The organism is Streptomyces finlayi (assembly GCF_014216315.1).
Classification (GTDB): Bacteria; Actinomycetota; Actinomycetes; order Streptomycetales; family Streptomycetaceae; genus Streptomyces; species Streptomyces finlayi_A.
This window is the reverse complement of the sequence record NZ_CP045702.1, coordinates 3,947,010-3,966,531: the sequence shown is the minus strand read 5'-3', so window position 1 is coordinate 3,966,531 and position 19,522 is coordinate 3,947,010. Positions and strand designations below refer to the sequence as shown.

General features: G+C 70.5%; 17 protein-coding genes. 9 read left to right on the top strand and 8 right to left on the bottom strand.

Annotation, left to right across the window (positions count from 1 at the left end; genetic code table 11):
• The first annotated feature begins 200 nt into the window (after positions 1 to 200).
• The 3 genes from F0344_RS18355 to F0344_RS18345 all read left to right on the top strand — a co-directional run bounded on the left by F0344_RS18355 (position 201) and on the right by F0344_RS18345 (position 2,478).
• A complete protein-coding gene (locus F0344_RS18355; RefSeq protein ID WP_185299818.1) occupies positions 201 to 1,289 on the top strand; it encodes an LLM class flavin-dependent oxidoreductase in 1,089 nt (362 codons plus the stop codon).
• Between the two features lie 5 nt (positions 1,290 to 1,294).
• Positions 1,295 to 1,954, top strand: coding sequence for an FMN reductase (locus F0344_RS18350; protein WP_185299817.1), 660 nt, complete (start codon positions 1,295 to 1,297; stop codon positions 1,952 to 1,954).
• A 101-nt stretch (positions 1,955 to 2,055) separates the two neighbouring features.
• Positions 2,056 to 2,478, top strand: a complete 423-nt coding sequence (locus F0344_RS18345; protein WP_185299816.1) for a universal stress protein — start codon at positions 2,056 to 2,058, stop codon at positions 2,476 to 2,478.
• A gap of 139 nt (positions 2,479 to 2,617) precedes the next feature.
• On the opposite strand, the gene F0344_RS18340 is transcribed toward F0344_RS18345, so the two are convergent.
• The 4 genes from F0344_RS18340 to F0344_RS18325 all read right to left on the bottom strand — a co-directional run bounded on the left by F0344_RS18340 (position 2,618) and on the right by F0344_RS18325 (position 5,449).
• Complete coding sequence (locus F0344_RS18340; protein ID WP_185299815.1) at positions 2,618 to 2,983, bottom strand: hypothetical protein; 366 nt, start codon at positions 2,981 to 2,983, stop codon at positions 2,618 to 2,620.
• A 115-nt stretch (positions 2,984 to 3,098) separates the two neighbouring features.
• On the bottom strand, positions 3,099 to 3,959 hold the full coding sequence (locus F0344_RS18335; RefSeq protein WP_185299814.1) for an ABC transporter permease: 861 nt from the start codon (positions 3,957 to 3,959) through the stop codon (positions 3,099 to 3,101).
• On the bottom strand, positions 3,956 to 4,927 hold the full coding sequence (locus tag F0344_RS18330; RefSeq protein ID WP_185299813.1) for an ATP-binding cassette domain-containing protein: 972 nt from the start codon (positions 4,925 to 4,927) through the stop codon (positions 3,956 to 3,958). Before F0344_RS18330 ends, F0344_RS18335 begins: the two co-directional genes overlap by 4 nt.
• 108 nt (positions 4,928 to 5,035) lie before the next feature.
• Positions 5,036 to 5,449, bottom strand: coding sequence for a hypothetical protein (locus F0344_RS18325; protein ID WP_185299812.1), 414 nt, complete (start codon positions 5,447 to 5,449; stop codon positions 5,036 to 5,038).
• A gap of 118 nt (positions 5,450 to 5,567) precedes the next feature.
• Between F0344_RS18325 and F0344_RS18320 the strand changes: the two genes are divergently transcribed.
• The 4 genes from F0344_RS18320 (at position 5,568) to F0344_RS18305 (ending at position 9,824) form a co-directional block, all read left to right on the top strand.
• On the top strand, positions 5,568 to 6,437 hold the full coding sequence (locus F0344_RS18320) for a hypothetical protein (RefSeq protein WP_185299811.1): 870 nt from the start codon (positions 5,568 to 5,570) through the stop codon (positions 6,435 to 6,437).
• Between the two features lie 118 nt (positions 6,438 to 6,555).
• The gene (locus F0344_RS18315; protein ID WP_185299810.1) at positions 6,556 to 7,554 is read left to right on the top strand and encodes an NADP-dependent oxidoreductase; all 999 of its coding nucleotides are present in this window, start codon (positions 6,556 to 6,558) and stop codon (positions 7,552 to 7,554) included.
• 45 nt (positions 7,555 to 7,599) lie between these two features.
• Positions 7,600 to 7,845, top strand: a complete 246-nt coding sequence (locus F0344_RS18310) for a DUF2630 family protein (protein WP_185299809.1) — start codon at positions 7,600 to 7,602, stop codon at positions 7,843 to 7,845.
• A 32-nt stretch (positions 7,846 to 7,877) separates the two neighbouring features.
• Entirely contained in the window at positions 7,878 to 9,824 is a 1,947-nt protein-coding gene (locus F0344_RS18305) for an FUSC family protein (protein WP_258049992.1), read from the top strand.
• Positions 9,825 to 9,873: 49 nt separating this feature from the next.
• On the opposite strand, the gene F0344_RS18300 is transcribed toward F0344_RS18305, so the two are convergent.
• Together F0344_RS18300 and F0344_RS18295 are read right to left on the bottom strand one after the other, a co-directional pair.
• Positions 9,874 to 10,281, bottom strand: coding sequence for an RNA-binding S4 domain-containing protein (locus F0344_RS18300; protein ID WP_185299808.1), 408 nt, complete (start codon positions 10,279 to 10,281; stop codon positions 9,874 to 9,876).
• 306 nt (positions 10,282 to 10,587) lie between these two features.
• Positions 10,588 to 12,657, bottom strand: a complete 2,070-nt coding sequence (locus F0344_RS18295; RefSeq protein ID WP_185302753.1) for a PhoX family protein — start codon at positions 12,655 to 12,657, stop codon at positions 10,588 to 10,590.
• Between the two features lie 290 nt (positions 12,658 to 12,947).
• On the opposite strand from F0344_RS18295, the gene F0344_RS18290 reads away from it, so the two are divergent.
• Both F0344_RS18290 and metG read left to right on the top strand, forming a co-directional pair.
• A complete protein-coding gene (locus F0344_RS18290) occupies positions 12,948 to 14,816 on the top strand; it encodes a VWA domain-containing protein (protein WP_185299807.1) in 1,869 nt (622 codons plus the stop codon).
• A gap of 139 nt (positions 14,817 to 14,955) precedes the next feature.
• Entirely contained in the window at positions 14,956 to 16,572 is a 1,617-nt protein-coding gene (gene metG / locus F0344_RS18285; protein WP_185299806.1) for a methionine--tRNA ligase, read from the top strand.
• A 105-nt stretch (positions 16,573 to 16,677) separates the two neighbouring features.
• On the opposite strand, the gene F0344_RS18280 is transcribed toward metG, so the two are convergent.
• Both F0344_RS18280 and aspS read right to left on the bottom strand, forming a co-directional pair.
• A complete protein-coding gene (locus tag F0344_RS18280) occupies positions 16,678 to 17,427 on the bottom strand; it encodes a L,D-transpeptidase family protein (RefSeq protein WP_185299805.1) in 750 nt (249 codons plus the stop codon).
• Between the two features lie 191 nt (positions 17,428 to 17,618).
• Complete coding sequence (gene aspS / locus F0344_RS18275; RefSeq protein ID WP_185299804.1) at positions 17,619 to 19,427, bottom strand: aspartate--tRNA ligase; 1,809 nt, start codon at positions 19,425 to 19,427, stop codon at positions 17,619 to 17,621.
• Positions 19,428 to 19,522: the final 95 nt, after the last annotated feature.

Sequence of the window (19,522 nt, the reverse complement as noted above, 5' to 3'; positions counted from 1 at the left end):
GTGACCGGGCTCTCCTCCGTCCCGGCCCGGGAGGAGATCTTCGGGGCACGGCGGGAAGCGATCGCGCGGGCCGAGCGGTGGGGCGCCGACCAGCGGAAACCGACACGTCCGGGGATACGGAACAGGTCGCGGGGGTGCCTCGTTGTAGGATGTGTTCACATAGTTCAATATTCAACCAAAACCTCTTGGAGGCGGGCGTCATGCAGTTCGGGATCTTCACCGTCGGAGACGTCACCACCGATCCCACGAACGGTCGGACACCGAGCGAGCACGAGCGCATCAAGGCGACGATCGAGATCGCGCTCAAGGCCGAGGAAGTGGGCCTGGACGTCTTCGCGACGGGTGAGCACCACAACCCGCCGTTCGTCCCGTCCTCGCCGACGACCACGCTCGGCTACATCGCCGCCCGCACCGAGAGCCTGATCCTCTCGACCTCCACCACGCTGATCACCACCAATGACCCGGTGAAGATCGCCGAGGACTACGCCACCCTCCAGCACCTCGCGGACGGCCGCATCGACCTGATGCTGGGCCGCGGCAACACCGGACCGGTCTACCCCTGGTTCGGCAAGGACATCCGTCAGGGCATCCCGATGGCGATCGAGAACTACGCCCTGCTGCACAAGCTGTGGCGCGAGGACGTCGTCGACTGGGAGGGCAGGTTCCGCACCCCGCTCCAGTCCTTCACCGCCACCCCGCGCCCGCTGGACGGCGTCCCGCCGTTCGTCTGGCACGGCTCCATCCGCTCCCCGGAGATCGCCGAGCAGGCCGCGTACTACGGCGACGGCTTCTTCCACAACAACATCTTCTGGCCCCTGGAGCACACCGAGAAGATGGTGAAGCTCTACCGCAGGCGCTTCGCCCACCACGGGCACGGCGCCGAGGAGCAGGCCATCGTGGGCCTCGGCGGCCAGGTGTTCATGCGGAAGAACTCGCAGGACGCGGTACGGGAGTTCCGCCCGTACTTCGACAACGCGCCCGTCTACGGTCACGGGCCCTCGCTGGAGGACTTCACCGAGCAGACCCCGCTGACCGTCGGCTCCCCGCAGGAGGTCATCGAGCGGACCCTGTCCTTCCGTGACTCCGTCGGCGACTACCAGCGCCAGCTGTTCCTGATGGACCACGCGGGACTCCCGCTCAAGACGGTCCTGGAGCAGCTCGACATCCTCGGCGAAGAGGTCGTGCCGGTGCTGCGCAAGGAGTTCGCCCGGCTGCGGCCGGCCGGAGTGCCGGAGAGCAGCCCGGTCCACCCGGCGGTCGCCGCCACCACTGCCGCCAAGGAGGTCTGAGTACCGTGTTCGCCACCGCTCCCCTGAAGATCGTCGCCGTCTCGGCCGGGCTGAGCAGCCCCTCGTCCACCCGGCTGCTGGCCGACCGGGTGGCCGGGGCCGCCCGTGAGCGGCTGGAGGCCGACCAGGACCGCAGGGTCGACGTGCGGATCATCGAGCTGCGCGATCTGGCCGTCGACATCGCGAACAACCTGGTCACCGGATTCCCGCCGCGCGCCCTGAGGGACGCGATGGAAGCGGTGACGGAGGCGGACGGCCTGATCGCGGTGACACCGGTCTTCACCGCCTCGTACAGCGGACTGTTCAAGTCGTTCTTCGACCTGATCGACCACACCGCGCTGACCGGCAAGCCCGTCGTGATCGCGGCGACGGGCGGCACGGCCCGGCACTCGCTGGTCCTGGAGCACGCGCTCCGCCCGCTCTTCGCCTATCTGCGGGCCGTGACCCTGCCGACCTCCGTGTACGCGGCCTCGGAGGACTGGGGCTCGTCCGGCGACGAGTACACCGAGGGCCTGCCCGCCCGCATCCGGCGGGCAGGGGGCGAGCTCGCCTCGGCGGTCCTGGGACGGACGGTGTCCGGGGCGACGAGGGCGCTCGGCCTGGCCGACGGCGAGGACGCGGTCGTGCCGTTCGAGCAGCAGCTCGCCGACCTCCGCCTGGACTGACGCGCCGCAGGCACCCCGACGGGGCGGAATATCCGGCTTGATTACAGTTGGACCGAACGTCGCATCAGGCTGGACCGAGCTGAACCGAGCTGGAGGCAGACATGGGCAGGATCGTCGTGGGCGTGGACGGCTCCGAGTCGTCGATCAAGGCACTGCACTGGGCCGTACGCCAGGCCGAACTGACCGGCGATTTTGTCGAGGCGGTGAACAGCTGGGAGTATCCCGCGACCAGCTGGGCGTCCATGATGCCGGGCCTGCCGGAGGACTTCGACCCTCAGGCCCTGGCCACCGTCTCGCTCAACGAGGCGCTGGAGGAGGCCCTCGGCGCGGAGGGCGCCGCCGCCATCAGCAAGATCGTCGTGATCGGCAACCCGACGCAGGCACTCCTGGAGCGGGCCAAGGGCGCGAGTCTCCTGGTCGTCGGCGCCCGCGGCCGAAGCGGTTTCGCGGCCACCCTGCTCGGCTCGGTCAGCCTCCACGTCACCCAGCACGCACCGTGCCCGGTGACCGTCGTACGCGCCTGAGGTGACCTTCGTACGCGACTGACGGGAACGGCGGCGGAGGGGCGGCCCGCGTCATGCGGGCCGCCCCTCCTGCGTGCTCGTCCTGCGTGCTCGTCGTCGGTGCCGCTCGTCGTCGGTGCCGCCGGTCGCTCCACGCCTGTCAGGCCGACTGCGCCTTGACGTGGTCGATCACCTCGTTGAACTCCTTGGTGGGCGAGAAGTCCACGTACTCGCAGTCCTCAAGCGCCTCGGGCGCATGACCCGGCGGCCAGTAGAACGCCTGCCCCGCCTCGTACACCTCGTCCCCGGCCTTGGTCCGCATCTTCAGCCGGCCCTTGAGCAGGTAGCCCCAGTGCGGGCACTGGCACAGGTCATCGGGCTGCCCCTTGAGCGCCGGACCCATGTCCGTGCCCTTCGGGAACCGTACGAAGGCGACGGACATGTCTCCGCCGACGTCCCGCATACGCAGTTCCAGACCGTCGCCTTCCATGGCGACGGGCGTATCCGTCCGCGTGGTTGCCGTCATGACTCCTCCAGAGCCGATCGGCCGTGCCGCACCCGAGAACCCCCTCGCCTTCCAGTCTGTGCCCGCCCCCGGGCATGTGCGACCGGGAGTGAGGACGCGGCGCGGAACCGCGTCCTCACTTGCGGTTGTAGAGCCGCATCGTCACCGAGCCGAACACCGCCACGAAGAGCGCCGACCACCCGAGCGACCAGACGATGTCCGTCGCGGGCCAGCCGCCGGCCATCAGTTCCCGTACGGCGGAGGCGAGGTGCGTCACCGGGCTGTTGTTCACGAACGCCTGGAGCCAGCCCGGCATCGTGCTCGGGTCGACGAAGACGTTGCTCAGGAAGGTCAGCGGGAAGATCACCATCATGCTGACGCCCATCACGGACTTCTCAGTGCGCAGCATCAGCCCGAACATGGTCCAGATCCACGAGAACGAGAACGAGAAGACCACCAGCAGCGCCACGCCCGCCAGCACACCGAGCGGTCCGCCGTCCGGCCGGTAGCCGATGAGGATGCCGACCGTCAGCATCACCGCCGAGGCCAGGATGTACCGCAGGACGTCCCCGAGCAGATAGCCGACCATCGCCGCGGGCCGCCAGACCGGCAGCGTACGGAAGCGGTCGAAGACTCCCTTGGTGATGTCGGTGTTGACCGCGACCCCGGTGTACATCGTGATCATCACGACGCTCATCACCAGGATGCCGGGCAGCAGGAACTGGATGTACTCCTGGGTGGAACCGGCCAGCGCACCACCGAAGAGGTACGTGTACATCAGCACCATCATGATCGGGAACGCCGTCACGTCGAAGAGCTGCTCCGGCACATGCTTGATCTTCAGCATGGCCCGCCACCCGAACGTGAGAGACGCCGACAGCGCGCTCGGTCTCGGCGGCCGCTCCTGGCCGACCAGCAGGGCGGCGAGGCTCTCCGCGTCGGGCGCGGCGAGTGCGGCGTCCTCGGGCAGCCCGGTTCTGTCGGTCGTGGTGGTCATGCCGCCACTCCTTTCCTGTCTGTGAGCGCGAGGAAGACCTCGTCGAGGCTGGGCTGTCCCAGCGAGAAGTTGTCCACGGTGATCCCGCAGCGGGCCAGCTCCGCGAGGGCGCGTGCGGCCTGTTCGGCGGCACCCTGTTCGGTGCCGTGCCCGTTGACGCGGGCGGTGAGGGCGACCGGGTCCGCGTCCAGTTGCACGGTCGCGTCGAGCGCGGCGGACAGCACCCGCTCGGCCTCGGGGCGCTGCTCGGCGTCCCGCAGCCGCAGATGCACGGAGCCGGCGCCGACCGATGCCTTCAGTTCGCCCTTCGTCCCCTCGGCGATGACCTTGCCGTGGTCGATGACCGCGATCCGGGAGGCCAGCTGGTCGGCCTCGTCCAGGTACTGGGTGGTCAGCATGACCGTGGTGCCCTGGGCGACGACGGCCCGCACGATGTCCCATACCTGGTTGCGGCTGCGCGGGTCGAGCCCGGTCGTCGGCTCGTCGAGGAAGAGCAGGTCCGGGGTGTTCAGGATGGACGCGGCGATGTCGATTCGGCGGCGCATACCGCCCGAGTAGTTCTTCACCTGCTTGCCGGCCGCCCCGGTCAACCCGAACGCCTCCAGCAACTGCGCGGCGCGCGTACGCGCCGCGGGCTTCGCGTGGCCGAGGAGCCGGGCGAGCAGTACGAGGTTCTCGGTACCGGTGAGGTCCTCGTCCACGGAGGCGTACTGCCCGGTGAGACTCACCAGACCGCGTACGGCGTCGGCGTCCTTCACGACGTCCTTGCCGAACACCCGCGCCTCGCCGCCGTCGGGGCGCAGGAGCGTCGCCAGCATCCGTACCGTGGTGGTCTTCCCCGCGCCGTTCGGCCCGAGGACGCCGTACACGGTCCCGGGCGCCACGGCGAGATCGACGCCGTCGACCGCGCGGTTGTCTCCGAAGATCTTCACCAGCCCGTTGGTCTCGATGGCCAGTTCCGTCGTCATGTTCCATCCCTTGTCGTTGCGAGGGGGTGGCGCGGCGAACGGCGACCGCCGGAGTGTTCCGGCGGTCGCGCCTGCGATCGGACGTGCTCCCCCTCAGGGCCCCGGTGCTCAGTCCTCCCGCGTGTAGTAGACGTAGAAGGCGACGCAGAACACACCGGCTCCCACCAACGCTCCCATGCCGGCGGACCGCAGCACGCTGGTACCGGTAAGACTCGTCAGAAATCCGATCGCACAGGCCGTCAGCGCACCGAACGCCGCGGCCCGCAGCTCACGCGGTAGCGCGTGCCGGTAGCGGCCCAGGGCGAAGCAGAGCGCGGCGAGGACCACGCCCGAGACCAGTCCGAGCACGACCTGTCCGCCGGTGACCGGGCCGCCGTCCCGCTCGATGAACGCCGCGTAGAAACCGAAGATGACGCCCAGTGCGAGGGGCACCATCCAGGCGAGCGGACCGTGATGCCGGGCAGTCGTCCGCGTGCGGGACCCGTGGGACCCGCGGGACGGCATGGCTGCGTGTGTGGCCATGGCGGAGAGCTCCTTCCCTCGTCCCCGTTCCTCCAGGGCACACCCGACCGCGCCGCCCGGCAACTCGAATGGCGTACGGATCGGGGCGCCCCGGCCCCGTACGGGATTCCCTGAGCGTGTGCGCACCTACCTCTCCGTCACCCTGTCGGCCGTCATGCTCGTCCTGCTCGCCGTACTGGTGCCCCTGAGCGCCCTGGCCGCCTGGGTCGACCTGGAGATCGACGACACCGACCGGTATGTCACCGCGCTCTCCCCGCTCGCCTCCGACGCCGCCGTGCAGAGCACGGTGGCCGGTCTGATCACGGACGAGGCGATGAAGCAGCTGGACGTGGGGCCGCTCCAGGACGCCGTCGAGGAGCTGCTGCGCGGCGCCGTGCGGTCGTTCACGACGACGGAGGCGTTCCAGAACGCCTGGGACCTCGCCAACCGGACCTCCCACGAGACGGTGACCGAGGCTCTGGACGGGAACAGCGGGGAGCCCGTGATCATCGATCTGGCTCCGGTGGTCCAGCAGGTCAAGGAAGGACTCGTCAACGACGGAGTGCCGTTCGCGGATCTGATTCCCGTCCAGCACACCGACATCACTCTGCTCTCGGCCGACCGCGCGGACGAACTGCGCGGCCGGCTCGGATGGCTGCGGTACTGCAGCGTCTGGCCCGCGATCGGGACGCTGGTGCTGATCGTCCTGGTGGTGGGTACGGCGGCGGTACGGCGGCGGCTGCGGGGCGCGCTGTTCGCCGCCTCGGTCGCCGGGGCGGGGCTGGTGCTCGGCGCGCTCGTGCTGCGGGTCCTGGTCGCGGTGGGCCGGAGCCGGGTGCTGGACGAGGTGCCGGGCAGCGACCGGGACGGGGCGGCGGCGGTGTTCGACGCGCTGACCGCCTCGCTGCGGACGACGGTGTGGGTGGTGCTGCTGGTGGGGGCGGTGGTGGCGGTCGGTGCGGTGGTGGCGCGGGTGGTGCTGACGCGCCGGGCGCCCAGCGCCGGGTAGCGCCTTTCCCCCACTGCCGTACGGGCGCGGGAGACCGGCGGGGTCCGATGTGCGCTCGCGTGCGGGCCGGGCGAGAGTGGGACCGTGAGAGTCGGGGGCGACTGAGAGGTCTTCCGTCATGCGAGCCATCGCCGTCACAGCGTTCCGCGCGGAGCCGGGTCTCGTCGAGGTCCCCAAGCCGGAACCCGCGGCGGGCGAGGTGCGGGTGAAGATCGAGTACGCCTCCCTCAACCCGCAGGACTGGATGACCGCCGACGGCGCCGGAGGCGATCCGGCCCGGCAGGTGTTCCCCCTGGTCATCGGCGTGGACTTCGCGGGCAGGGTCGACATGATCGGCAGCGGCGACAACCCCTTCCGGGTGGGTGACGCGGTCCTCGGCCGGGTCACGAGGCCGGCTCCGGGGGCCACTCCCTGGACCGCTTCCGGGACCGCTTCCGGGCCGGAGCCCGGGACCGGGACGTACTGCGAGTACGTCTCCGTACCGCATGACTCCCCCATCGTCCTGGCCCCCGGCGAACTGCCCCTGCGGACCGCCGCCGCGCTCCCGTCGGCCGGGATGGCCGCCGCGCAGATCCTGGAGGCCGCGGCCGTACGCCCCGGCGGGCGGCTGCTCGTCATCGGTGCGGCAGGCGGTGTCGGCAGCTGTCTGACGCAGCTCGCCACCGCACGGGACGTGCGCGTGCTCGCGGCGGTGCGCGGCGACGAGCGGACCCGGATGGGTGCGCTGGGGGCCTCGGTCACCATCGACACGACGGCCGGACCCGGCGCCCTCGAAGCGGCGGTGCGCGAGGTGTGTCCTGACGGCGTCGACGCCGTCGTCGACCTCGTCTCCACGGACCATGCCTCCTTCACTCCGCACGCGGCGCTGGTACGCACCGGTGGCGTCGCCCTCAGCACCCGGGGTGCCGCCGGTCCGGCGACCGCCCCCGCCGGCACGAGAGCGGCCGACTTCCGCCTGTCCCCGACGGCCGTCCTGCTCGCCACCCTCGCCAAGGCCACCGCGAGCGGAACTCTGAGCGTGCCGATCGCCCTCGAACTCCCACTGGAGAAGGCACCCCAGGCACTCGCCGAGAACCGTGCGGGCGGTGCGCGCGGCAAGACCCTCTTCGTGCTCTGACCGCATGCCCACCACAACCACCACCCCGCGACCGAAAGAGGCGTCATGGCCGACCGGGACATCTTCGACACCATCGACGAGCTGATTTCCGAGGAACGGGCCCTCCGTGACCGTTCCACCGCGAAGATGGGGCTCTCCGACGAGGAGAAGGCCCGGCTGCGTACGGTGGAGGTCAGGCTCGACCAGTGCTGGGACCTCCTGCGCCGCCGCCGCGCCCTCAGCGAATTCGGTGAGGACCCGTCAACGGCGAAGGTGAGGCCGGCCGAAGAGGTCGAGAACTACAAGAGCTGACCCGCACCAGGGCGGTACGGAGGGGGCACGCAGTGGCCGGGGCCGACGCCGGACGGAAGCGCGCGGCACCGCCGCCCTGGCTGCTGAGCGGACTGCGCCCGCAGACCGCTCCCGTTCCCTGGGCCGCCGTCGCCCGCGCCTCCGTGGCGCTGGCGGCTCCACTCGCCGTCGGGTTCGCGGCCGACCGTCCGACGTACGGCGCTCTCGTCTCGATGGGCGCGCTGTCCGGGGTCATCGGCGACACCGCCGACGCCTACCGGATGCGCATCCTCAACATCGCCGTGCCGCAGATCTTCGGCGCCCTCGGGATGATGCTCGGCACGCTCGTCTTCGACACGGGCTGGGCGGCCGTCGCCGTGCTCACCGTCATCGCCCTCGTCTCCGGGATGATGTCGACGATCGGCGCCGTGGCCTCGGTCTCCGGACTGCTGCTCCTGCTCAACACGGTGGTCGGCGCCGGACTGCCCATGCCGAACCCCTGGTGGGTGGCCCCGCTGCTGCTCACAGTCGGCGGACTCGTGGTGCTCGTCCTGACCCTGCTGGCCTGGCCGTTCCGCGGAAAACTCCCCGAACGGGCCGCCGTCGCGGACACCTACCGAGCCATCGCCGACCTGCTGGCCGCCGCCGGCACGTCCGCGTACGAGGAGCGGCGCCAGGACGTCACCCAGTCGCTGAACGCCTCCTACGACCTGGTGCTCGCCCGCCGGGCGCTCTACCACGGGCGCAGCACCTCCATGGTGCGGCTGCTGTCCCAGCTCAACGTCGTCATCCCGCTCCTCGAGGCGGCGCCCGCCGCCCATCTGACGCGGCGCCCGCTGCCCGGCCTGATTCCGGCGGCGGTACGCGCGCTGGCCGACGACGTGGAGCAGAACCGCGGCGGCGTACCGGTGCTCGACCTCCCGGAACCCGAGTCCCCCGCCACCCGCGCGGTGGACAGCGCCCTGCGTCATGCGGCAGCCGTCGTCCACAAGACCGAACCCGATCCGTACAACGTGGACGACCGGCTCGGGCGGCCCGCGGCACTCGGCGTACGCATCCGGCGGTCGGCCGGCAGTGTGCTGTTCTCCGGGACGTCCTGGCGGTACGGACTGCGCCTGGCCCTGTGCATCGGACTGGCGCAGGCACTCACCTCGCTGGTCGACGTGGAACGGTCGTACTGGGTCGCGCTGACCGTCACCTTCGTCCTCAAGCCGGACTTCGGTTCGGTCTTCTCCCGGGCGGTGCTGCGCGCCGTCGGCACGGCGGCCGGGCTCGTCATCGCGGCACCGGTGCTGGCCGAGGTACCCATCGGGTGGTGGGACGTGCCGGTCATGGTGGTGCTCGCCGCGCTCATTCCCGCACTCACGGCGAAGGGGTACGCCTTCCAGACCGCGGCCATCACCCCGGTCATCCTGCTGCTGTCCGACCTGCTGAACCACCAGGGCATCGCACTGGTCCAGCCGCGTCTCCTGGACAGTCTGCTCGGCTGCGCGATCGTGCTGGTGGCCGGCTATCTGCTCTGGCCGGAGAGCTGGCACACCCGGATCGGCTCCCGGCTCGCGGACGCGGTGACGGACATCGCCGACTATGTGGCGTCTGCCTTCGACGGCCTCGATGCCGATCAGGCGGAACGGGTTCGGACCCGGCGCCGGCTCTACCGCGATCTCTCGGCCGTGCGCTCCGAATTCCAGCGGGCGCTCACGGAACCGCCTCCCGTCGGGACGCACGCCGCTGCCTGGTGGCCGCTGGTCGTCGCCGTCGAACGGATCGTGGACGCGACGACGGCGGCCCGGGTCCGGGTCGACCACGGGGCCGCGGCGCCCCTGCCCGCCGAGGTGGCCGCGGCCGAGCAGCAGCTGCGGGAGCTGTCGGAGGGACTCCGGTCGAGCGAGGAGCTGGTGGAGGTACGGGCCGAGCTGGTGGGTGACGAGGACAGTGTGCTGGAGCCGCTGCGTCAGGAAGTGGCCGCGGCCAGGGCGATCGCCTCGCCTCAACCCTAGGTCCTCCGGCCTCAGGGGTGTTTCACGTGAAACACGCAGAGTGACCGGCTCAGCGGTCCGGCCCGGGGCCCCGCTCCTGGAGGCGCTCCATCTCGCGCCGGTCGCGCTTGGTGGGGCGGCCCGTGCCGCGGTCGCGAACCGGGACCTGAAGGGCGATCTCGCGGGGCGGCGGAGGCGGGCTGTTGTCGACGAAGCACTCGGCCGCCACGGGAGGGCCCACCCGCTTCTTCACGAGCTTCGACACGACCACGATCCGGTCCCGGCCGTCGTGCCGCAGCCGCACCTCGTCGCCCGTGTGCAGTGCCTGTGCCGGCTTGGCGCGGTCGCCGTTGACCCGCACATGTCCTGCCCGGCAGGCGGCCGCGGCCTGCGACCGGGTCTTCGTCAGCCGGACCGACCAGATCCAGACGTCGACACGGACGCTGCCCGCCGCCTGCGGTGCCTCACCGGAAACCATGGGACCGACTCTAATGGGGCGCAGGCACACGGGCGCCGTACGAGCGGACTTTCCGTCCGCAGCATCGCCCCCGCCACCACGGCACAGGCCGTGAGACGTGTTCTGCGGGACGGTATTCCCGTGTGGGGACCCTTCGTGAGAAACGTGCAGGTCACGTTGGACTGACTGGCCGTCACCCCAGCGGCCGGGCCACGCCGGCAGGGCGTCTCGGGAGCGCGGACACCCTTCCTGCGACGCACATCAGCCCTGCACCGCATGGGCGCAGGGCTGGTGTTCTGCCTGCTTCGGCAGTGGGAATCGGCGGGATCAGACGCCGATGTCCCTGCCGTCCTTGCGCCATACGGCGACGACGGACGGGCGGACGATCTTCCCCGGACCGTCCGGCCAGCTGCTCGCCGGCTTCTCGACGGTCGCACCGTCGACCTCGCCCGGGTGCTGCACGGCGACCAGGACGCGACGGTCCTGGATCACCGGGCCGCAGGTCTCGGCGCCGGTCGGGACGGTGAGGAACTGCTTCAGCTCACCGCGGCGCTCGCCCTGCGTCGCGACGCCGAAGAGGCCGTCGTGGGAGCCGAGCTGGTTGCCGTCCGTGGAGATCCACAGGTTCCCGTGGTCGTCGAAGGCCACGTTGTCCGGGCAGGAGATGGGGCTGACCTTCTCCTTGGGGAAGCCGGCGAAGTACGTCGAGGGGTCGTTCGGGTCACCCGCGACGAGGAACAGCCGCCAGGCGAAACCGTCGCCCGCCGGGTCGTCCCAGTGCTCCGCCAGCTCCAGGACCTGGCCGTGCTTGTTGAGGTTGCGCGGGTTCGCCTCGTCCGCGCCGGCCTTCCCGGCCTTGCCGCGGTCGGTGTTGTTGGTGAGCGCGATGTAGACGCGGCCGGTGCGCGGCGACGGCTCGACGTCCTCGGGGCGGTCCATCTTCGTGGCGCCGACCTTGTCACCGGCCAGACGGGTGAAGACGTACACCTCTTCGGCCGTCATGCCCGGCACGTGCGAGACGTTGTCGGTCGCCAGCGGGATCCACACGCCGCTGCCGTCGAACTCACCGTCGCTGGGCAGCTTTCCGGTGCCGTCGAGCTCGGCGGCCGGGGAGTCGCCGGTCAGCTTGGCGACGTACAGCGTGCCCTCGTCCAGCAGGGTCAGGTTGTGCTCGCGGGCGGCCCGCGAGTTCCCCTTCTTCATCCGCTTGCTGGAGACGAACTTGTAGAAGTAGTCGAAGCGTTCGTCGTCGCCCATGTACACGACCGGGCGTCCGTCCGAGGTCAGCCGGGGCTGCGCCGCCTCGTGCTTGAAGCGGCCCAGCGCGGTGCGCTTGCGCGGGGTGGACTCCGGGTCGAACGGGTCGAGTTCGACGACCCACCCGTGACGGTGCGGCTCGTTGGGCTCCTGCGCGACGTCGAAGCGCTTGTCGAAACGCTCCCACTTGCGTTCGGTGGTGGACGAACCGATGCCGTACCGCTTGTCGGTGGCGCTCGAACCGTTGGCGAAGTACTGGTTGAAGTTCTCCTCGCCGTGCAGCGTGGTGCCCCACGGAGTGGTGCCGCCCGCGCAGTTGTTCAGCGTGCCGAGGACCTTGCGGCCGGACGGGTCGGCGGACGTGCGCAGCAGGTGGCTGCCGGCGGCAGGTCCGGTGACCCGGAACTCGCTGGTCGCGGTGAGGCGGCGGTTCAGCGGGTGACGGCCGATGGCGGCGAGCTTCCCTGTGCGGTGCTCCTCCTGGACCACGACGACGGAGAGCCCGTGCGCCGCCCAGGCGATCTCGACCTGCTCACGGGTCGGATTGGCCGGATCGTAACCACGGAACATGAGGTTCTCGTCCGTGTACTCATGATTGGCGACCAGGACCTGGCGGCCGCGCTCACCCCGGAGCGGGAGCAGCGAGAGGAAGTCGACGTTGTAGCCGAACTGGCCCGCCTGCGCCTTCGCGGTCTGACGGTCCGGATCAAACGCGGGGGCACCGCGCAGAATCGGTTCACCCCAGCCGATCACGAGGTTCTGCTCGTAGCCGTCCGGGACGGTGACCTTGTCGTCCTTGTTGGGCGCCACGGGCGCGAACCGCAGCCCGCGAGCACCCGAAACGCCCGGCTTGTGCGGGTACTTCGGCGAGCGGCCCGGAGCTGCGAGGGCGGCGCCCTCGGCCTGCGGGGCGGCCGGACCGGCGAGGGTGGCGGTCCCGGCAGCAGCGGCAACGGTCACCACGGCGGCGGCGCGCATCATCGACCGGCGCGACAGGGCACCGGCGATGACATCGCCGGCGTACTCGTTGTCGCTGGTGTTCGGTATCTCCTGGAAGCAGGCGTCGCCGCAGCGGTAGCGGCAGGTCAGCCCAGAGCGCCCGCCCGGATGCGAGCTGATGAGCGGCAGCAGATTGCGCACGTGGATTCCTTCCATTTGTGTGTCCTGCGTGACGGTAGGTGCGCAGTCACGCGGTAGGAGGGACTCCCGGTGAACGCGGGGTGAAGTCCGGGCCACCGCTGCTCTCCCCATGTGGCCGGAAATCGGCAATGCCTCGGTTGGGGCTCGGTTGAGGCTCAGTTGTCCCCGGGGCGGGCCGTGCCGCCGAACGGCCGGATCCGGCCGCTAACCTTACGTATCCGCCCTGGCCAGGAATCAATTCCCGCAGGACGGACATATCACGCACCCAACTCATGCGAAAGGCTTGGCCCATGGGCATTCGGAGCTTGCTGCGCAAGGTGTTCGGCCGCACGGAGCAGGACGAGTCGGCCACGGCCACCGTCCCGCCCCAGGCCGAGCGCACCCAGCCCACGGAGCCGGAGCCGGAGACGACTTCGGCGGCCGAGCCCGCACCGGCCGTGAAGGCGTCGGTGCCGGCCCCGGCCTCGTCCTCCCCCTCCACTTCTCCCTCCGCTTCCACTTCCGCTTCTTCCTCGTCCGCTTCTTCCTTGTCCGGCTCCTCGGCGACCACGCCGGCCGCGCGGTCCGGCGAGCGGGACAGCGGACTGGCCTCGGACCTGGTGGCGGCTGCCTTTGACAAGGCGGCCGCCACTTCGTCGTCCGCCCCCGCCACCACGCCCACGGTCCCGGCCCAGGGCTCCGCCTCCCACAAGAAGGCGGCTCCCGCCGCGGAGCCGGCGACGGCCGAAGCGGTCGCGGAGCCGGTCGCGGAGCCAGTCGCCGAAGCGGTAGCCCCGCCCGAGGTGGCGCCCGAGACGACGACCGAGCCGGTCGCCGCCGCAAGCGAGCCCGAGGCGGAGCCGGAACCGATCACGCTCGACCTGGACCCGGCACCGGAAACGGAAACGGAAACGGAGACGGAGACGGAGACGGAGACGGCGCCCGAGACGGCGCCCGAGACGGCGCCCGAGACGGCGCCCGAGACGGAAGCCGCAGCGACCCCAGCGGCGGAGACGGAGACGGCCGAAGTCACCCCGGAGCCGGCCCCGGAGGCAACCCCCGAGCAGGCCCCCGAGGCTGAGGTCAAGTCCGAGGCCGAGGCCGAACCGGCCGCCGAGGCCGAGGCCGCGCCTGAGACCAATTCCGTCTCCGCCATCATCCCGCCCCCCGCCGCCGTGGAGCCCACCGCCGTGGAGCCCACCGCCGCCGAGCCCACCGCCACCGAGCCCGCCGTCGTGGAGCCCGCCGTCGTGGAGCCCGCCGCCGCCGAGCCCGCCGCCGCCGAGCCCGCCGTCGTGGAGCCCACCGCCGTGGAGCCCACCGCCGCCGAGCCCGCCGTCGTGGAGCCCACCGCCGCCGAGCCCGCCGTCGTGGAGCCCGCCGCCACCGAGCCTGCCGTCGTGGAGCCCGCCGCCACCGAGCCTGCCGCTGCTGAGCCCGCCACCGTGGAGCCCGTCGCCACCGACAGTCCCGCCGACGCCCCCGCGGCCAAACCCGCCGTGTCCCTCGCCCAGGTCAAGGCCCGTGCGCCCCAGCTCGTCGACTCCTACCAGGCCGCGCAGGCCGGGCTCAAGGAGCACGGGCTCACCGGGTTCCGCGCCACCGTCTATCTGGTGCTCGACCGGTCCGGGTCCATGCGGCCGTTCTACAAGGACGGCAGCGCCCAGCACCTGGGCGACCGCACCCTGGCCCTCGCCGCGCACCTCGACGAGAACGCCACCGTGCCCGTCGTCTTCTTCTCGACCGACATCGACGGCACCGGAGCCGTCGACCTCACCGCCCACGAGGGCCGGATCGACGAGCTGCACGCCGGGCTCGGCCGTCTGGGACGTACCAACTACCACCGTGCCGTCGAGGAGATCGTCGCGCACTACGAGAAGTCGGAAGCCACCGGTCCCGCTCTCGTGATCTTCCAGACCGACGGCCCGCCGGACGCCAAGCAGGCCGCCCGCCAGGCACTGGCCGACGCGGCGCGGCTGCCGCTGTTCTTCCAGTTCGTCGCCTTCGGTGACGAGGACGCCAAGGGCTTCGACTTCCTGCGCAGGCTCGACGTCGAGAACGCCGCGTTCTTCCACGCCGGCCCGGCGCCGCGCGAGGTTCCGGACGCCACGCTCTACCGGGAGATCCTGTCCGCGCTCCCCGCCTGGACCGCCGCCCGCGAGGACGTCACCAGCAGCTGATCCCCTTGTGATCCACGTCTGATCCACGCACAGCACCGACACGGCGGTGCCCGCCCCAGCGGCCGGGCACCGCCGTCGTCGTACCGCGCCGCGTTTATCCGTGCGAGGGGACCAGCCGATGGCCGTTAGGATTTCGACCATGGCGGCCACTGGAACCGAGAAGCAGGAGTCGAGCGAAGGCGTGAAGGCGTTTTACGTTTCGACCCCCATCTACTACGTCAACGACGCTCCTCACCTGGGCCACGCCTACACGACCGTCGCAGGCGACGTGCTCACGCGCTGGCACCGTCAGCGCGGCGAGAAGGTGTGGTTCCTCACCGGCACGGACGAGCACGGTCAGAAGATCATGCGTACGGCCGAGGCGAACGACGTCACCCCGCAGGCATGGTGCGACAAGCTCGTCGAGGAGGCCTGGAAGCCCCTCTGGGAGCACCTGAACATCACGAACGACGACTTCATCCGTACGACGGAGAAGCGGCACACCGACCGTGTGCAGGAGTTCGTGCAGGACCTGTACGACAAGGACCAGATCTACAAGGGCGGGTACGAAGGCCCGTACTGCGTGGGCTGTGAGGAGTACAAGCTCCCGGGCGACCTCATCGAGGCCGAGGACGGCACCAAGCTGTGCCCCGTCCACAAGAAGCCGGTGGAGCTCCTCAAGGAGGAGAACTACTTCTTCAAGCTCAGCGAGTACGGCCCGAAGCTGCTGGAGTTCTACGCGGCCAACCCCGGGTTCATCCAGCCCGAGTCCGCCCGCAACGAGGTGCTGAACTTCGTCAAGCAGGGCCTCCAGGACCTGTCGATCTCGCGTTCGACCTTCGACTGGGGCGTCCCGGTGCCGTGGGACGAGAAGCACGTGATCTACGTCTGGGTCGACGCGCTGCTCAACTACGCGACGGCCGTCGGCTACGGCGCCAACCAGGAGAAGTTCGACACCACCTTCCCGGCCGACGTGCACCTGATCGGCAAGGACATCCTGCGCTTCCACTCGGTGATCTGGCCCGCGATGCTGATGGCGCAGGGGCTGCCGCTGCCCGGCAAGGTGGTCGCCAACGGCTGGCTGATGGTCGGCGGCGAGAAGATGTCCAAGTCGAACCTGACCGGCATCAAGCCCCAGGACCTGACCTCGCACTTCGGCGTGGACGCGTACCGCTGGTACTTCCTGCGCGCGATCGCGTACGGCAACGACGGCTCGTTCTCGTGGGAGGACTTCACCGCCCGCTACACCTCCGAGCTCGCCAACGACTACGGCAACCTCGCCTCTCGCCTCGCGGCGATGGTCGGCAAGTACTACGGCGGGGCGCTTCCGGAGGCCACGGCCGCCGGTGACGCCGAGCAGGCCGTACAGGAGGGGCTGGCGAAGGCCGTCGCCATCGCCGACCGGAAGATCGGCGACGACCTCGACTTCCAGGCCGGCATCCTGGCGATCTTCGACTTCGTGAAGCAGGTCAACGGCTACATCACGGAGCAGGAGCCCTGGAAGGTCGCCAAGGACACCTCCCCGGAGGGTCAGGCCCGTCTCGCGACGATCCTGTACACCGCCGCGGAGGCGCTGCGCGGTGTGGCCGTCCTGCTGAACCCGGTGATGCCGGAGACCTCGCAGAAGCTGTGGGAGTCCCTGGGCGCCGAGGAGTCCCTGGGCGCCCTGGCCGGTCAGCGGGTGCAGGACGCGGGCACCTGGGGCCTGCTGACCGCAGGGGCGACGGTGACGAAGGGCGCGGTGCTGTTCCCGCGCCTGGAGGAGAAGCCCGCGTAGGCACCGCTGGGCGCCGCGTAGGCACCGCTAGGCACCTGTGCACGACGGCAGAGGGCCGGGACACCGCACCCGCGGTCCCGGCCCTCTTGTCTGCCGCCCGGCTCCTCAGCGGCGTAGGGTCTTCGCGTCCCCCATCACGATCACCGGCTTCTTCGCCGGGTCGAGGGCCCGGAGAAGGTCCTTCATCCGGGCTTCGGGAAGCGAGACGCAGCCCTGGGTCGGGCCACCGTGGTCCACATGGAGCCAGATGCCGCCGCCCCGGTTCTCGCCGAGCGGGCGCTCCCGGTCGAGGGGGGTGACGCCGGGCGTGCGGTTGTAGTCGATGGCGACGACGTAGTCGAAGGACCCTTCGAGCGACTCCCCGAAGAACCCCTCGCCGCTCAACGCGAACCGGGGATGCTCGTCGTACGGGAGCCGGGCCCCCGGATCGGGAAGCCGCCCGCCCGCGTCGGAGAGGGTGTAGACGCCGACCGGCGACTTGAGATCGCCCGCCACATGGAAGTCCGTCCAGCCCTCCAGGCCGTTGTGCGCGGGCCACGGGCCCGCCGCCGCCTTCCACCCCTTGGCGAGGTCGTCACGGGCGTACAGGACGGCGGTGGACCGGTTGGAGTCCCGGGCCTTACCGGTGACGACGACCGCCTGCCGTGCCGTGGCCGGGATCGCGGCCCTGGTCCGCGGGCCGAGGGCCGGGATCTCCGCGGGCCGGGGAGCCTTCGGGCGCGCGGACGCCGGCATCGACTGAGGACCTGGCGCACCGCGCGGCTCGGGGGGTGCGGGCGCTTGTGTGGAGCAGCCGGTGAGGACCAGGAGGAGCAGTGCGGCGAGGGTGGCGTACGGACGTCGGGAAGCGGACACGACGAGGGCTCCTGAGTGACTCGGCTGACGCGGTCTCAGGTCGCATTGTGCGCTGGGGCCTTCCTGACGCCTCTTCAGACGCGCCGTCCGGCCGTACGCGGACCACCGCCCCGCGCCCCACGCGCGGCACCCGCACGTGAAACAGCCCCCGACTGAGCACCGGGGGCTGTTTCACGTGGAACATCGACGGGCTACTTCTCCGTCTTGTCCTTGTCCTTGTCCTTGTCCTTGTCCTTCGCCGAGGCGACCGGCTTGCGGAGCTGGATGTTCAGCTCGCGCAGACGGGTCTCGTCCAGCTCGGACGGGGCGCCCATCATCAGGTCCTGGGCGTTGCCGTTGAGCGGGAAGGCGATGGTCTCGCGGATGTTGGGCTCGTCGGCGAGCAGCATCACGATGCGGTCGACGCCCGGGGCGATGCCACCGTGCGGCGGGGCGCCGAGGCGGAACGCGCGCAGCATTCCCGCGAACTCCTTCTCGACGGTCTCGGCCTCGTAGCCGGCGATCTCGAACGCCTTGAGCATGACGTCGGGCTCGTGGTTGCGGATGGCGCCGGAGGACAGCTCGGTGCCGTTGCAGACGATGTCGTACTGCCACGCCAGGATGTCCAGCGGGTCCTTCTCCTCCAGGTCCTTCATGCCGCCCTGGGGCATGGAGAACGGGTTGTGCGAGAAGTCGATCCTGCCGGTCTCCTCGTCCTTCTCGTACATCGGGAAGTCGACGATCCAGCAGAACCGGAAGACGCCCTCCTCGAAGTGGCCGGAGCGCTTGGCGGCCTCGACGCGGACGACGGACATGATCTTGGAGACCTCGTCGAACTCGCCCGCGCCGAAGAACACGGCGTGGCCGGGGACGAGGGACAGGCGCTCGGTGAGCGTCTTGACGTCCGCCTCGGTGAGGAACTTGGCGATCGGACCCGCCAGGGTGCCGTCCTCGCCGACCCGGACCCAGGCGAGGCCCTTGGCGCCGTGCTCGACCGCGTACGCGCCGAGGCCGTCGAAGAACTTGCGGGACTGGCCCGCCGTGTCCGGGACCGGCAGGGCACGGACGTGCTTGCCGGCGAAGGCCTTGAACTCCGAGTCCGCGAAGACGTCGGAGATGTCGACGAGCTCCAGCTGCGCGCGGAGGTCCGGCTTGTCGTTGCCGTACTTCAGCATCGACTCGCGGAACGGGATGCGCGGGAACGGCGAGGTGACGTGGCGGCCGTTGCCGTACTCCTCGAAGAGCTCGGTCATGAGCTTCTCGATCGGCTGGAAGACGTCTTCCTGCTCGACGAAGGACATCTCCACGTCGAGCTGGTAGAACTCGCCGGGCGAACGGTCCGCACGGGCGTCCTCGTCGCGGAAGCACGGGGCGATCTGGAAGTAGCGGTCGAAGCCGGAGATCATCAGCAGCTGCTTGAACTGCTGGGGGGCCTGCGGCAGCGCGTAGAACTTGCCCGGGTTCAGCCGGGAGGGGACCACGAAGTCGCGGGCGCCCTCGGGGGACGTCGCGGCGAGGATCGGGGTCGCCATCTCGTTGAAGCCGAGCGCCACCATCTTGGAGCGGATGGAGGCGATGACCGACGAGCGCAGCATGATGTTGCGGTGCATACGCTCGCGGCGCAGGTCGAGGAAGCGGTACTCCAGACGCCGCTCCTCGTTGACGCCGTCCTCGGCGTTGATCGTGAAGGGCAGCGGGGCCGCCTCTCCCAGGACCTCGACCTCGGTGACCTCGATCTCGATGTCACCGGTCGGGAGCTCCGGGTTGACGTTGTCGGCGCCGCGCGCGGAGACCTTGCCGTCGATCCGGACGACGGTCTCCTTGGTCAGCTTCGACAGGGCGTCGTTGCCGGGGGTGCCGGGGCGGGCGACGAGCTGCACCAGACCGTAGTGGTCGCGCAGATCGATGAAGAGGATGCCACCCAGGTCTCGGCGATTGTGCAGCCAGCCGCTCAGCCGGACGTCGGTGCCGACGTCAGAGGCGCGGAGCTCGCCGCAGGTGTGGGACCTGTACCGATGCATCGTCGTTCATCCAGTCTTAGCGATTCGAGGCGGATCGAGACCGACGGGGAACAGGAGGGCGGTCTCAGCCACCCCAGGCTACCGTCCGCGTCCGC